Below are 14,310 nucleotides of genomic sequence, written 5' to 3'. Positions count from 1 at the left end.
GGGTTGCAGCGCGACAAACGCAGGGCGCAAAGAAAGTTGCTCGGACAAACATTTCGCGCTTGACAGGCATCAAAGCTAGGCGTAACGAGCATGTTTGCCATGCCGTCCGTACACCTGACTCGCCACCTCTTCTCGTTTTTCCCGCAGCTCGAGGGCCAAGACATCACCGTCGATGCAAAGACGGTGGGCGAGGTCGTGCAGGCCTTGGAAAGGCTTGCTCCCGGCATTGGCTTCTACATTTGTGACGAGCGTGGAAGGCTGCGGACGCACGTCAACATTTTCGTCGGCAAGCAGATGATTCGCGACCGCAAGGGGCTCACCGACGCGATCGCTGCTGACGACGAGGTTCATATTCTGCAAGCGTTGAGCGGAGGTTGAAATAGATGGCATCCCGAATTCTGGTCGGTACGCGCAAGGGCACCTTCATCGTCGAGAAGCAGAACGGTCAGTGGAAGCCGCGGCTTTCCGGGCACGCGGGCGGCAGCGTGAATTACGTCGCGCGCGATCCGTACACGGGCAAACTGTGGGCGCTATTGGGCTTTGGTCATTGGGGGGCGAAGCTGAGCGTTTCGAGCGACGAGGGCGCGACTTGGACCGATAACTCGTCGCAGATCAAATACCCCGAGGGCGCTCGATACATTGGCCAGGACATGTACGAGGACGCCAGCAGCGATTTCGGCGTCGGTTGGAAGATCGTCACGCGTGCGGCGACGGTGCAAAAGCTCTGGATCATTGGCTTTGGGCCAGGTGCAGTCTACGTGGGCACCATTCCAGGCGGGCTTTTCGTCAGCCGTGACGGTGGTGCGTCGTTCGAGCTGAACCGGCCGCTGTGGAATCACGAGTCGCGTGGTGGCGACTTGTTCAGCGGCGAAGGTAAGGGCGAGACGAAGTGGTTTGGCACGCCAGCCTCGGAGGGCGGCGAGTTTGCCCCGGGGATTCACTCGATCGTGGTGGATCCGCGCGATCCGAAGCGCGTGCTGGTTGCGGTTTCCACGGCGGGCGTCATTGAAACGACGGACGGCGGCGAGACGTGGGCGCCGCGCAACAAAGGCATGCTGCTCGAGCACACGCCAGAGCCGGATGCGGAATGGGGCCACGATACGCATTACATCGAGCAATGCGAGGGCGATCCAGAACACGTTTGGCAGCAGAATCACGTCGGCATTTATTACAGCAATGACGGTGCGAAGAGCTGGCGGAAGGTGAGCCGTCCGGAGCAGGGAGTGCATTTTGGTTTTCCCATTACGGCGGACGCGAAGAATGGCCGAACGGCGTGGGTGGTGCCTGGCAAGTCGGACCAGGAGCGCATCGCCGTCGGCGGAGCGCTTTTCGTGGCGCGTACGACGGACGGCGGGGAGACTTGGCAGGAAATGCGTCGCGGGCTGCCGCAGGAGCAAGCTTACGATGTGGTTTACCGCCATGCATTGGCCAACAAGGAGGGCTCGGTGGCCTTCGGTAGCACGACGGGGAACCTGTACGTGAGCGACGATGGTGGGGAGAGCTGGACGGCTGTGGCGAACAACTTGCCGCCGATCTATTCGGTGAAATTCGCTTGAGGCGTAGATCGGCGGCAATAAGCGCTAACATAACGCAATTGTCGCCTCGCCTAGGGTTGAAGAGGCTGTCTCAAAACTCGAGCCGTAGTGTGTCACCGAACAACCGCGCGGGATTGAAATCCCGCGCTACACATTCAAGAGTCCCTCACTACCGTTCGGGACTGGCCTTGTGGAATTTCGGATCGTCATCGAGAATCCTCAACGATTTCGCATCGTTTGCAGGCCTCGCCATGCAGCCATGACGTCAGTCCGAGCGCGGTAGCGCGAGGACTTCTTGTCGTGTAGCGCGGGGTTTCAACCCCGCGCGGGGGCAAAACGGGCCAAGTTACCGCTGATGCCCCCCATCCCCTCCGAATTTGCCGCATTCCTGACGACTGGGTCCTCAGCCTCTTGCACGTTGTCAATGCGTGCTCGAAGGTATTAATTGAGTTTGCCCATGGCGCGATCGAGCAGCTTGTGAAAGCCATCGTGAATGCTCTTGAGGCGCGGAAGAACGGCTTCACGGCCGACGTCGCAATCCTTTCGCAAAGCATCGACATCTTCCATGAAGGAATGCGCTTCTGCTTTCCATGCAGCTTGATCGGTCGCCTTTTCGGGCACCGGACCCTCCTCGACTTTTTGCGCATGCGCGTGGATGGCCGTCATCATTCGACACGCTTCCGACGTGCGATCGGAGTCGCTTTCCGTGTGCCAAATGGGTGCGAATACGGCGCGGAATTCGTCGAGTGGCGGGTGCACTTTTTTCGAATGATCCTCTCCGGGCTCCGTGCCACCTTCGTGGTGGAGATGCGCGGGGCCATCGGGCGGCGAAGAACTGGGCTGCGGCTGCGCTCCGCCACATCCTGCGACGAACATGATGCTTGCGACGAACCCGACTGCGCAATGGCGAGAAAACGACTTCATGGGCGCCGATGAAGCAAAGGGCGGGCCACGCTCGAATACTGCACGAAATCGCGGACTGGGCTGGAGGCCCGTAATGCTTGGCGCAAAATCCGCGTCCACTGCGCGAAGATTTCGTATCGGTATGACAGGTAGCTGCTTAGAAAGTGTAAGCGGCACCAGCTCCGGACGCTGAGTTATCGAGCTGATTGCCGCCTACGTTCGTCGCATTGCTGTCTTCGTCGGCGGCGCTCACCGCCGTCTCAAAAGGCATCGAGTGTTTCCGATGACTTCACGACTTTTGGGCCCACACCGAACCCCGTCGCGCTGGTCACCACCCAGCCCCCCGCTTGCTCCTTCATTCGGCGCACCGGCCGATGTTGCCATCCCAAAGCGCACGCCCCACCATCTCCCCCCGTTCGATGCCCGGGCCCTCCCTTCCCCCGCCCCCCCCCCCCCCCCCCCCCCCGCGCCCGGGGCCCCCCTGCGTTGGCGGCAGAATTGTCCGCCTGATTGCCGTCGCCGACCCCGGGCCGAGTTGTCCGATTGATTGCCTGATCCCCCTTGCTCTTCGAGGCCCCCGGCGCCAGGCGCACAGCTGGCTGGGTATCGCGCCTGGTTGCCTGCCCCCACCGACCCACCATCCCCCCCCCCCCCCCCCCCCCCCCGGGTCGAACGCCGGCCATGGCCCGAGCCGCCGGGCCAACCACGCGCGGCACCCCCCCGGCGCACACCGGACAAGCCAGGCCCCTGTACCTCAGCGGCCCCCGCACGCGACCGCACACTCAAACCCGCCTGCCACAGCAGTTACAGCCCCCGGTGTGTCGTTCGTCGCCCTCGCCACCCCGCCGACCGCGCGCCGTCCCGCCCCCCCCCCGCGCACTACCTGCGAACAAACCCGCCGCGCACAGGCCACCCCGCCAACGCCCCACGTAAACCCCGACGCCCCCCACCCCGCCTCAAGGGGCATGCGCGCAAGAAATGCCCAATCATCCGCCTCCTCTGTTTGCACTGGGCTCACCCATTGCGCGCGCCCATCCCCGGCATCTCGCGGATGGCAACCACGTGCGACGGGGTGCTGAATGTGTTTTCAAGGTCACTTTGGCGGCTCCGAAGCTGCAAGCAGCGCCGGACGATGCAACTTTCTTGTAACTTTCGCGAATGTTGCACCTGACATGTGCAACGAACGGAACCGCGTTTCGCTCATTCGCTGATCCGAGAACGCATCCAACCGGCCCTCCAAATACATAGGTGACACGTGAAAAAATGGTTTCTTCTCGCATATGTGGTGCTCTTTGCGGCTTCTTGTGCGCAAGGTGAGTCCGACATCAAAACTGGCGTTTGGGGAGCGAGCACAGGCGCGGGAGGCACCGGCGGTACGGTGGATGTATCAGGCTCAGTTGGGGCGGGTGGCTCAGCCGGAATGGGCGGCGGTGGTTCAGGCGGAGCGGGCGGTGGTGGTTTTGCCGGAATGGGCGGCGGTGGAAATGTGATTGTCCCCCTGGGCCCCTCGGCATATCGTCAATTCTCGGATAGTCCTTTTGCGACGGGAACTCCGTCCGGTTATTTCTACCTCGAAGACTTCGAAGACAAATTGCTCGATACCCCCGGTGTGACGAGTAAGTACGGGGTTCCATCTTCGAGTTACGGGATTCCATCGTTGGTCGATTCCGTGGATGGCGATGACCAGAATCCAGCCAACAATAGCTGTTCGGGGTGCGATGCTTACTTCAATATCAATGGCCTTCAGGGGGTCGAATTCATTTTCGACAAAGCAGGTTTGATTCGATTCCCGACGCATGTGGGCATCGTCTTCACGGATGCCGCGGCGACTGCGGACATCGTTTTTACCGCATTCGATGAAAACGACAATGTGCTGACGTCGATCACCGGTACGGGCATCGCGGACCAAACGAACAATACGTCCTGCGACGAAGATCGATTCTTCGGCGTCATTGCGCCCCAAGGCGTGCGGCGAATCTCGTTCTATTCGACGGCCGGCGGTATCGAGGCAGATCACCTTCAATACGGCGTATTGAGCGATTGACTCGCCCGAAGTAAAGAACCGACTGCCCACGCGGTCGACACATCGCATCCACCTCTCCTGGCGCTTACCGCAGTTCTCGATACGTTTTCAATCTTCACGCTTGCTTCCATCGTGGCCCTCATCTACGAGGGGACCCCTGGTCGGAGCGACCATCTCCTCGAGGCAAATCGTGCGAACTCATTCCTTCATTGTGCTTTCGACATGGTTGACGATCGTGGCCGCAGGTTGCGGGCAAGCGCCACGAGAACACGCTGGATTGTCGGAACCGTCGACGGTCATCTCACTCGAATCCAAACGTATCGACATCCGGACGCCGGACATCGATATCCCCGAGTCCCTGCGAATTCGACCGGGTGACGTCGATGCCGAACGTGTCGTGCTGGTAAAATACCCGGGACCCCTCGATGCGCCGCAGGACCGGGATCTCAGGAGCGTCGTCGAGACGGTATATACATACCTGCCCGAATACACGTACCTCGTGCGGATGCCCGCCGGTATGGGGCTCGCGGATCTCCAACGTGCCGCCGGTGCCGCGTGGGTTGGTCCCTATCACCCACAATACAAGCTATCCAGAGCCGTTGCAGAGCTTTCACCTCGAAATGCACCCACCGATGAGCCGGATGCCCCGAAAATCGTCATGATCCACGCGTATCCCGACGTCAATGTCGACGTCGTCGTTCGGCGCATTCGTGAACTTGGCGCACAAGAAGTGCCCGGCCATAGCCAAGGCAGCTTTTTCTCGAAAATTCGATTGCTGCTCACGCCTGCAGAAATCGTTCGGTTGCGCGAATCCATCGCGCAGATTCCCGAGGTCTTTTGGATCGACATCGAGGGGCGGCGCGTGCTCTTCAATGATACCACCATTTGGGTGGGACAATCCGGCCTGAGCGGAGGGCAAACGACGCCGCTCTTCACACGCGAAATTTATGGTCAGGGGCAAATCGTGGCCGTACTGGATACCGGCATCGATCCCGACATGTGCTATTTTCGCGATACCGCGCTGGGCCAACCTCCACGCAATGAATGCAATGGGGGCACGGTCGTGGACATGAACCAGCGCAAGGTCATTGCGGTGAATTTTTTGTCCCCGAGCGAGTGCGGCGGAGGCATTGCCAATAACGAATGGGACAACCAAGATCACGGAACGCACGTGGCCGGAACCGTGGCTGGAGACAACTTTGCTTCGCCGCTCGTGCACGACGCCGGCGACGGCGTGGCGCCAGGCGCGAAACTCGTCATTCAAGACGGCGGTTATGCCAGCAATGCCTGCGCCGAATTGCCCGGCATTGGTTGCCCCGTCGTCGACCTCAATCCCATTTTCCAGCAAACGTACGACCAAGGCGCGCGGATTCATTCGAATTCGTGGGGCGATCAAGAAACCGCTTCCATCCAGAATGATTACACGGCCGCATCGCAAGACGCCGATGAATTCATGTGGAACCACAAGGATTTCCTCATTCTCTTCGCGTCCGGGAATTCGGGACCGGGGACCGCGTCCGTATCGAGCCCATCGACGGCCAAGAGCGTGATTTCCGTGGGATCGACCCAGCGCGGCACCGGTGCGAATTCCATGTCGAGCTTTTCGAGCTGTGGGCCGACGGACGATGGTCGATACAAGCCGGAAATCGTCGTGCCTGGTTCGAGCATCGTTTCCGCCAACAGCGACAATTCGACGACGACCCAGAACTGCAATACGCGCACGATGAGCGGCACGAGCATGGCGACACCAGGGGCTGCAGGGCTCGCAGCGTTGATTCGTCAATATTACACGGACGGTTGGTACCCTTCTGGCAACTTCAAAAAAGCGCTCGATGGGTTTACCCCGTCGGCTGCTTTGATCCGTGCCACGATGGTCAATTCCGGCGAACGTGTCACGAATGCGTCGCCCATGCCCGGCAATTGCCAAGGATGGGGAAGGGTGACGCTCGACAATGCGCTTTACTTCGCCGGCGAAGCGAGGCGGCTATGGATCAAAGACGATGCCACGGGGTTTGCCCAAGGTTCGATGAATGAAATACAAAACTTCAAATTCACGGTGCATGCCGGCGCCATGCCTTTGAAAGCAACACTGGCGTGGACCGATTATCCATCCACACCCGCGGCCTTGCCGCACATCAACAACGACCTCGATCTCGAAGTCACCGGACCCGGTGGAACGTATCTCGGCAATGTGCTCAGTCAGGGCGAATCCATTACGGGAGGCAATGCCGATCGAGTGAACACGCTCGAGCAGGTCGTCCTGAATGCGCCCATGCCTGGCGAATACGTCGTCTCCGTGCGCTCGTTCAATGTACCCAATGGTCCTCAGCCGTTTGCGCTGGTGGTTACGGGAGATGCGAGCGTCGAGGGGAGTTTGGGGGCGTCGTGCATGTCCGCGGTGGATTGCGCATCCAATTTTTGCGCCGACGGCGTTTGTTGCAATGCGGCGTGCGATGCGGGAGCGTGTGACGCTTGTTCGACGGCGGCTGGTGCCAACGTGGATGGCACATGCCGGCTTTTGACCGGCAATTCATGCGACGACGGCAATGCATGCACGCAATCCGATACATGCAAAACGGGCGTTTGTACGGGCGCAAATCCCGTCGTTTGTCCCATGCCGGATATTTGTCACGAGGTTGGCGTTTGCGATCCCATGACGGGCATGTGTTCCAATCCGGAAAAACCCGAAGGAACGGCGTGTGACGATGGCGACGCATGCACTCTGAACGATGGTTGCATTGCAGGTGTTTGCGCGGGTTCCAGCGTGAATTGCACGGCGCTCGATGATTGTCACGACGCGGGCGTTTGCGATCCCATGACGGGCACGTGTTCCAATCCGGAAAAACCGGAAGGAGCGGCGTGTGACGACGGCAATGGGTGCACGGTGAGTGACTCGTGCATGGCGGGCATTTGCATGGCGGGCGCGCCGATGGATTGCGTAGCGCCGGACGAATGCCACGAGGCGGGCATTTGCGATTCCATGACCGGAACATGCTCGAGCCCGGAAAAACCCGACGGTACAGCATGTTCGATCGGGCAATGCATCGGCGGCGTGTGCACTGCGCCGTCCACCAGCAGTTCGAGCAGCGGGGGAGCGGGTGGAAATGGCGGCTCTGGCGGAATGGGCACGGGCGGAACCAGCGAGACGGGAGGAGCCGGTGGCGGCGGCGGCGGTCCTGCGCTCGATATCGGCGACAATGGCGGATGCGGATGCGGCGTTGCAGACGCGCCCGAAAGGGGATTGGCCTGGGTTGGATTCGGTGTGCTTTTGGCCGTCCGTCGTCGTCGTTCGTTACCGTTTCGACTTCTTCGAGGCTGATGAACGGGTCTTCGTGACCACCTTGCGAATGGTTTCGCCCACCTTCCGCAGCGTGGCGGCTCGTTTCTTCACGGGTTTGTCGGCGGACTCCACGAGCACCTTTTTCCCATCGAAAGCAATGGCCAGTCGGTGGATCTTTTCCACGCCTGCTGCGCGCAGCTCGGCCGCGTAATCGTTGTCGCGCAGTTGCCGAAGCCCTTCGGCGAGCGCTTGTTTCAGCGTCCGTTCGCGTTTTTTGGCCGCCTTCAATTCGAGCACCACACCGGGCTTGCCTGGCCGTCGCGGTTTGATCAAAACGTCCGGCCGTCCTTCGCCGGATTCACGATTGGAACGGACTTCGTAGTCCGGTTCGAGCGCCGCGAGCAGACCGATCATGAGCCCGTGATAAAATTGTTCGGGCTTGGCTCCCCGAACGTCGTGGTAGGAAGGCAAGAAAGCGACCAATTTGTGCAATTCGTCTTGAAAATCTTCAATGTCACCTTTCAAGAGCGCGCTCGTCAAGGCGTCGATATTTCCCCCCGCGGCTTGCAGGCCCTTGTCGAGCCACATTTGAAACGTGCTTCGATACACCTCGGCAACTTCGCGGTTCGGAATGGACAGCAAATGCCGCGGAGCCTCGAGCGCATAGGCGGGCTTCATGAAGGACGCTTTCAAGTAGCCGCTGAATACGAGCAGGCTCCACAGTGCGTCCTTGTTCGTTTCGAGCGCGGAGAAAACGACGCTGTTATCGAGCTGCTTGTCGATGGCGCCTCCTTCGAGCAATTCGCGAATTTCCTTTTCTACCGCAAACGCGTGATGTTGAAGCAGGTGTTTGATGAGCGCATTCTCACTGGTATTGAGCCAATACGGCAGCAGTCGCTTGTCTTGGCGCGACAAGAATTCCAAAATCGACCATGGGTTGTAAATCGCCACGCCACCAAAGTCGTATCCATTGTAATACGCGCGAAGCAGCTCCGAATACTCTTCCATGCCACCCTTTTGAAGCAGCCCCTGAAGCTCGGGCTCCGTGAACCCGAAGCACGTATTGAATTCGGATTCGAGGAGCGTGAAGACGCCGGGGTTGTTGAGGCCCGAAAAGATACTTTCTTTTGCGACGCGCAAAATGCCCGTCATGACAGCTCGACCGAGGTGCGTGTTGTCTTTCAGGCCGGCTTCCAGAAATGACCGAAAAAAACCGATGACCTTGTCGTAATAGCCATAGGTGTACCCCGCATGAATGGCTGCGTCGTATTCATCGATGAGCACGATGGGGCGTTTGCCGTGGGCTTCGTGCAACCATCGCGTGAGTTTTTGCAATGACAATTCACAGAGCACTTGATCGGCGCTGCCATCCACGAGCGCGCGGAATTTGGAGGCATCCGAGGCATCCAGCTTTCCTTCGAGAGCCCGTTCGTGCGCTTTGCACATCTCCTGGATGACATCCAGAATCTTGCCATAACATCCGTCGAATGTCTGCGCACGCGTACCTTTGAAGCTGATGTGAATGACCGGATATTGCTGAAAATGCGCCCGATACGCGTCGCCCGCGCGCGCGACGTGCAGGTCTTCGAAAAGGTGCCACAAGTTTTCGTCACGCTTTTCGAAAAACCACTTGAGCATCGTGAGATTGATCGTCTTGCCAAACCTGCGCGGACGTGGAAGCAGGACGACCGTGTAGTTGTCTCGGTCGATGAGTTCGGTGATGAGGTGCGACTTGTCGACGAATTCGAAGTTGCCTTCGCGAAGCTCGCGAAAGTCGGCGGTACCGATGGGAATACGTAGGGCGGCCATGGCGTGCTCGCGTAAGAGCATGCCAAACCTCGCGGCTGTGGTCAAGCAGGAAGCGATGCGGGAAACCGGGGTTCGGCATTCCGCAAAAAGATGTGTCGTCCGTGAACCGATTGGTTTCACGGACGCATTGCAATTAGGGATTGGGCGGCGGTGCCCCATAAAGTGGGAAACCACCGCCATCGTCCGCGGGCGCATCCGTGCCTGCATCATCGGGCGGAGGCGGGAGGCCATACATGGCCATCGCGCCGCCGTCGTCGTCCGGGCCCGCATCCATGGGCGGAGGCGGATCGCCATAAAGCGGCATCACGCCGCCATCGTCGTCCGGGCCATCCGGGCCCGCGTCCTGCGCGCCGCCACCTTCGCCGCCGCCACCTCCGCCGCCGGTGGTGCCACCCGTGTCCACTTCGCTCGAACATCCGGTGACGGCGAGCGATGCGCCGAAGACGAATGCGGCGGCGCGATTGAGGCGTCTTGGCGCCGCAGGAACCGCGCGTGCTCCAAGGTTTTCGGGTAGCGCGGCAGCACAGAAAGGACAGGTCGTTTCGCTCGCCAGCACGTGGCGAGCACAAGCAGGACAAGGTACGAGCGGACGGTACATGCTTCGAGCGTATCCGTTTTTCCGCGATACGAACACAAAAAAATCAATCGAGAAATCCCTCGCCGGTGCGCGCGAGCTCACGGGCGCGGGAAAGCTCGGACTCGGGGAACGGTTCGAGCACGACATCGAAGCGGCCGTGATCGAAGGGCGTCCCTGGCGCAGCCTCGACACGTACGAGCCGTTCGCGCATACCTTCGCGCAAAAGCTCGAGCGCGCGGTGATGGCAAAACGGATTGTTGCCCGGGCGGCCGAAAAGCACGTGCGAGGTCCAGGAGCAGCCCGCGCGGCAGGTGTCGGCGTAATAGCAGGTGCGACACGGGCCCCAGAGGTCGTCCACCGTGCGGTCGCGCGTGAATCGCAATGGCGCAGCGCGCTCCCAAATGTCGCGCAAGCGGTGCTCGCGAATGTTACCGCCCACGTAATCGGCCGTCGGCAGCGAGGGGCAGCCCTTGATGTCGCCATTGGCCTCGATGCCGAGCGTCGATCGACCGGCCCCGCACGACGAGAGGTGCCCGCGCGGTAGCGTGCCCCGAAGCAGCGATTCGTACGGGCCGAAATACCCGATGTTATTGCCCGGCCAAACCCGTATTCCCGCCTCGTCCGCGCGCCGCTTGATCCGCGCGAGCATCGGCATGACCTCCAGCATTTGATAAGGCTCGAGCAAAAGCTCGGGCTCGTCGACGGCGCGGCCCATCGCGACCGTGAGCTGCACCTGCCAGGAATGAATGCGCGCAGCCACGAGTCGCTCGAAGACGGCCGGGATTTCACGCAGACTGACCCGGCCGATTTGCGTATTCGCCGACGCGGGCAAACCCTCGGCGGCGAGGTTTTCGAGCGCCGCCATCGCTGAAGCAAAGCTGCCTTTTACGCCGCGCAGGGCGTCGTGCGTTGCTTCGAGGCCGTCGACCGATACCGACACGCTCTCGAGCCCGGCTTGCTTGGCTGCACGGACGACGTCACGCGTAAGCCCACGGCCGCCCGTCGTCATGGATGCACGCATGCCGCGCGCTCGGATTGCGCGGACGATCTCGGTCCAATCGTCGCGCAAGTACGCCTCGCCGCCGATGACCGTGACCTCTTCGCAGCCGAGCTCGGCCATTTGTGCGACCAGATCGAGAGCCTCGGCGGTCGACAGTTCGTCCGGGCGCGTACGGCCAGCGCGTGAACCGCAATGGCGACAAGCAAGATCGCAGCGCAGCGTGATTTCCCAGACGGCATAAAGCGGAGTCCAGCGGCGATCGATCGGGCGCGTTTCGGCTGCGAGAGGCAGCTTTTTCGTGCGCGAAGGCTCCGCTACGGGGGCAATGGGCAAGTTGCGAGGGCGCGGGCCAAGGGAAGACATCGGCGGGAGCATACTCGATCTGGGCGACGGGGTGTCAAGACTGCTGCGGCAACAGCCTCGCATCGTGTTTGACACCTCAACGGACGGCCCGCTTCGTGGTTGCAAGGAGCCGCTTCCAAACTCGCTCGACGGCCCCTTCGAGCGGCGTGTCCTCCCCACGGACGGCGTAATAGGTGTGGCTCGGTAAATCCGTCAATGGTTTTCCCACGAGCCCCGCTGGAAGGCGACAAAAGTCGTTCACGATCGACAAACCCGTACCGAGCTTCACGAGATGCAGCACGAGCGGCCAGCCCCGCGCCTCGACGGCAATTTCCCACGAAACACCCGCGCGTAGCAGAGCCTCGTCGAGCACTCGGCGCTGCGATGATCCAGGGGGCGGAACGACGAGCGCCATGCCAGAAAGATCCTCGAGCGTCAATCGAGATTTTTGCGCTAGCACATGAGATTCGGGTAGAACCAACATTTGCCCAACGTGCGCGAGCGGTTCGGCGATCATTCGCGGCGGTATCGACGCGAGGGGCAAAACTCCAATATGCGCCGCCCCCGTGCGCAATGCAGAGAGCGTATCCGTCGCATCCCGCACGAGCAGCTCGATCGGCGTTCGTGCATCTCGAGCCGAACGCTGTACCGCCTCGCCAATGAGATAAAGATAGGCGCCTTCTCCCGCACACAAAACGACCCGTGCGCGCGTTTGCCCCGTGCGCAGCTCTTCCACGAGCGCGGCTTGGTCGGCTAGGTTTTTTCGCGCAAACGCCGCCATTCGTTCTCCAGCTTCGGTGAGCACGAGCGCGCGGCCGGAGCGTTTGTAAAGAGGCGTTCCCGCGGCGTCCGAAAGTTTTTGCACTTGCGCAAAGAGCGCCGGTTGCGAGAGGTGGAGTGTCCGCGCAGCGCGCGTGAAGTTCAAGTGATCGGCGAAAGAAGCGAAAGCGCGTAACCAGGACGTCTCGAGCATGGGGTGAAGAGTTATCACGAAACGTGATACATCATCAAATCTTACGAGTTCCGCGTGATGGCAACGTGCATTATGCTGCGCGAATCATGAACATCGTCGAAAAAAGCAAAACGCTCTCTTGGCTTCTTCGCCACGGCGCGCGCGAGGCTCGCGTGTCGATGGACGCCGCTGGCTGGGTGCCCGTCACCGAAGTCTTACGGTACTTGCACATGAGTCGCGGGGATCTCGAGGAGGTTGTTCGGTTGAACAACAAAAGCAGGCTGGAGCTCGTGGGCGATCGCATACGAGCATGCCAAGGTCATTCCACGGAAAACATGCCCGTGACACGCGAAGCGCTCGAAGCTTCGTGGCGTCTTTATGAACGAGGTGGCTCGCTGTATCACGGGACCACGGTGGACGCGACCGTGCCCATTTCGCAAGAGGGTCTCGTGCCGCAAAAAAGGACGCACGTGCACCTCGCCCCGAGCCTCGACAGCAAAGTCGGTAAACGTTCGGCAACGCCGGTCGTGCTGGAGGTTTCGTGTGGGCGATTGCGGGGCGCGGGTGAAAACATCTACGAGGCGCAGAATGGAGTGGTGCTCGTGCGGCGTGTGCCCGTTTCGTGCATCATTGGGCTCGTGTGTACGACGAAGGCGGCGCAAGGACGACAACGGGAGCTCAAAGGGCGGTTTGGGTTTACGTGAGGCGACGGAGCTTCGCTTCGTGATTGACTCCGCAGCGGATTCATGCGATCTGCGGCCGACTGCCAAACCAGCAAGAGGCCACGTGCGACAACAACATTATCGTTTTGCCCACCAGATCCTGATGAACGCTGTACTGCGCGATCCGGTCGCGTGGTTTTCGAACGCGGCGACCCACGGAAACGCGATGCTCCAAGAAGCGTGGGCGGCGGCCGGCGCCGGGCTCGGACCCCAAGACTGTGCGGATGGTTCGAGCCTTTCCATTGCGCCGATGACGCCAGCTCCAGGCGTCGAAGCGCTCGTGATTACGCTGCCAGCTCCTGTGGCGCCCACGGAATGTTACTTCGTCGCCATCGTCCGCGTCGGGGGCAACGCGCCTCGGTATTTCGTCGCGGAACGCGGCGTGGACGGTGAAGGCGGCGCGCAGCGCGCGTATTGGGCCGAATGGAAACAATCTCCCGCAGGCGTCATGCGTATTCGAGGCGCGGATCTTCCGGCGATTACGCCGGATGCGCTCGTGATCGCCGCGGTTGCAGAAGTCAACAGTTCACCGCCGCAAAACGCCCCTGGGCAGGGTATGCCAGGCGCCGCTCCGTGGCAGGGAGGACCTGGGGCCGCGCCGTGGCCGCAGAACAATGCGCCTGCGCCAAAAAAGAAGAGCAACGCGCCGCTGATCATCGGTTGCGGCTGCATTGCTCCCATTCTTTTCGTGCTCATCGTGGGCGGGTTCATTCTTTATCAAGAAGAGCTGCGTGGGCTGCACGTTCCCGACACCGAGGTCGCAAGCATACCGGTTCAACCCGACGTCCCATTCACAATCAAATTCACTTGGAATGGGACGGGTTACGCCTTCAACAACGTATGGCTCGTGGTCGACGAGGGCACGAAGAGCGGCGGACGTTTCGAGGTGAGCGGCAAGCTTTCGTGCTCGCGCGGGTCGAGGCCGCAGGACATCAAGGCTTCATTGCCTGGGTACGCGGCGCACAAAGTCGAAGAAAAAGGCGGGGACGGTTTTTCCGGCTGGATCTACCTCGGCGACGAATACGAACGTTCTTCGAGCCGCCCGATTGAATGTGGTGGTGTCGTCAAACCCGTGACCGGCACATGGACGAAGGCGCGTATCGTCGTCACGCAAAGGCAGCGGCCAAGCGATTGGATTGCGAATTGAGCACGTGAGCACGCAGGAGC

The 14,310-nt window shown here is 60.7% G+C and carries 11 protein-coding genes; 6 read left to right on the top strand and 5 right to left on the bottom strand.

Annotation, left to right across the window (positions count from 1 at the left end; translation table 11 throughout):
* Positions 1-114 precede the first annotated feature (114 nt).
* Together IPM54_39740 and IPM54_39735 are read left to right on the top strand one after the other, a co-directional pair.
* A complete protein-coding gene (locus tag IPM54_39740) occupies positions 115-378 on the top strand; it encodes a MoaD/ThiS family protein (GenBank protein ID MBK9265911.1) in 264 nt (87 codons plus the stop codon).
* Between the two features lie 5 nt (positions 379-383).
* Entirely contained in the window at positions 384-1,556 is a 1,173-nt protein-coding gene (locus IPM54_39735; protein MBK9265910.1) for a hypothetical protein, read from the top strand.
* Between the two features lie 420 nt (positions 1,557-1,976).
* On the opposite strand, the gene IPM54_39730 is transcribed toward IPM54_39735, so the two are convergent.
* Positions 1,977-2,459: a hypothetical protein gene (locus IPM54_39730; protein MBK9265909.1), complete on the bottom strand. Its 483-nt coding sequence runs from the start codon at positions 2,457-2,459 to the stop codon at positions 1,977-1,979.
* A gap of 1,234 nt (positions 2,460-3,693) precedes the next feature.
* Between IPM54_39730 and IPM54_39725 the strand changes: the two genes are divergently transcribed.
* Complete coding sequence (locus IPM54_39725) at positions 3,694-4,482, top strand: hypothetical protein (GenBank protein ID MBK9265908.1); 789 nt, start codon at positions 3,694-3,696, stop codon at positions 4,480-4,482.
* Positions 4,483-4,651: 169 nt separating this feature from the next.
* Positions 4,652-7,780, top strand: coding sequence for a S8 family serine peptidase (locus tag IPM54_39720; protein MBK9265907.1), 3,129 nt, complete (start codon positions 4,652-4,654; stop codon positions 7,778-7,780).
* Here IPM54_39720 and IPM54_39715 read toward each other — a convergent pair.
* From IPM54_39715 to IPM54_39700, 4 genes are all read right to left on the bottom strand, one after another.
* Positions 7,754-9,550 carry an AAA family ATPase gene (locus tag IPM54_39715; protein ID MBK9265906.1) on the bottom strand — a complete coding sequence of 599 codons (1,797 nt, stop codon included), beginning with the start codon at positions 9,548-9,550 and terminating at the stop codon, positions 7,754-7,756. The genes IPM54_39720 and IPM54_39715 overlap by 27 nt on opposite strands.
* A gap of 133 nt (positions 9,551-9,683) precedes the next feature.
* Positions 9,684-10,148: a hypothetical protein gene (locus IPM54_39710; GenBank protein MBK9265905.1), complete on the bottom strand. Its 465-nt coding sequence runs from the start codon at positions 10,146-10,148 to the stop codon at positions 9,684-9,686.
* Positions 10,149-10,191: 43 nt separating this feature from the next.
* Positions 10,192-11,502, bottom strand: a complete 1,311-nt coding sequence (locus IPM54_39705) for a radical SAM protein (protein MBK9265904.1) — start codon at positions 11,500-11,502, stop codon at positions 10,192-10,194.
* A 64-nt stretch (positions 11,503-11,566) separates the two neighbouring features.
* On the bottom strand, positions 11,567-12,442 hold the full coding sequence (locus IPM54_39700) for a LysR family transcriptional regulator (GenBank protein ID MBK9265903.1): 876 nt from the start codon (positions 12,440-12,442) through the stop codon (positions 11,567-11,569).
* Positions 12,443-12,528: 86 nt separating this feature from the next.
* On the opposite strand from IPM54_39700, the gene IPM54_39695 reads away from it, so the two are divergent.
* Together IPM54_39695 and IPM54_39690 are read left to right on the top strand one after the other, a co-directional pair.
* A complete protein-coding gene (locus IPM54_39695) occupies positions 12,529-13,125 on the top strand; it encodes an RNA 2'-phosphotransferase (GenBank protein MBK9265902.1) in 597 nt (198 codons plus the stop codon).
* Between the two features lie 121 nt (positions 13,126-13,246).
* Complete coding sequence (locus IPM54_39690) at positions 13,247-14,290, top strand: hypothetical protein (protein MBK9265901.1); 1,044 nt, start codon at positions 13,247-13,249, stop codon at positions 14,288-14,290.
* Positions 14,291-14,310 lie beyond the last annotated feature (20 nt).

It is taken from the genome of Polyangiaceae bacterium, assembly GCA_016715885.1.
Lineage (GTDB): Bacteria > Myxococcota_A > Polyangia > Polyangiales > Polyangiaceae > Polyangium.
Note: the sequence above shows the minus strand (reverse complement) of the source record. Positions and strands in the feature narration are given on the sequence as shown.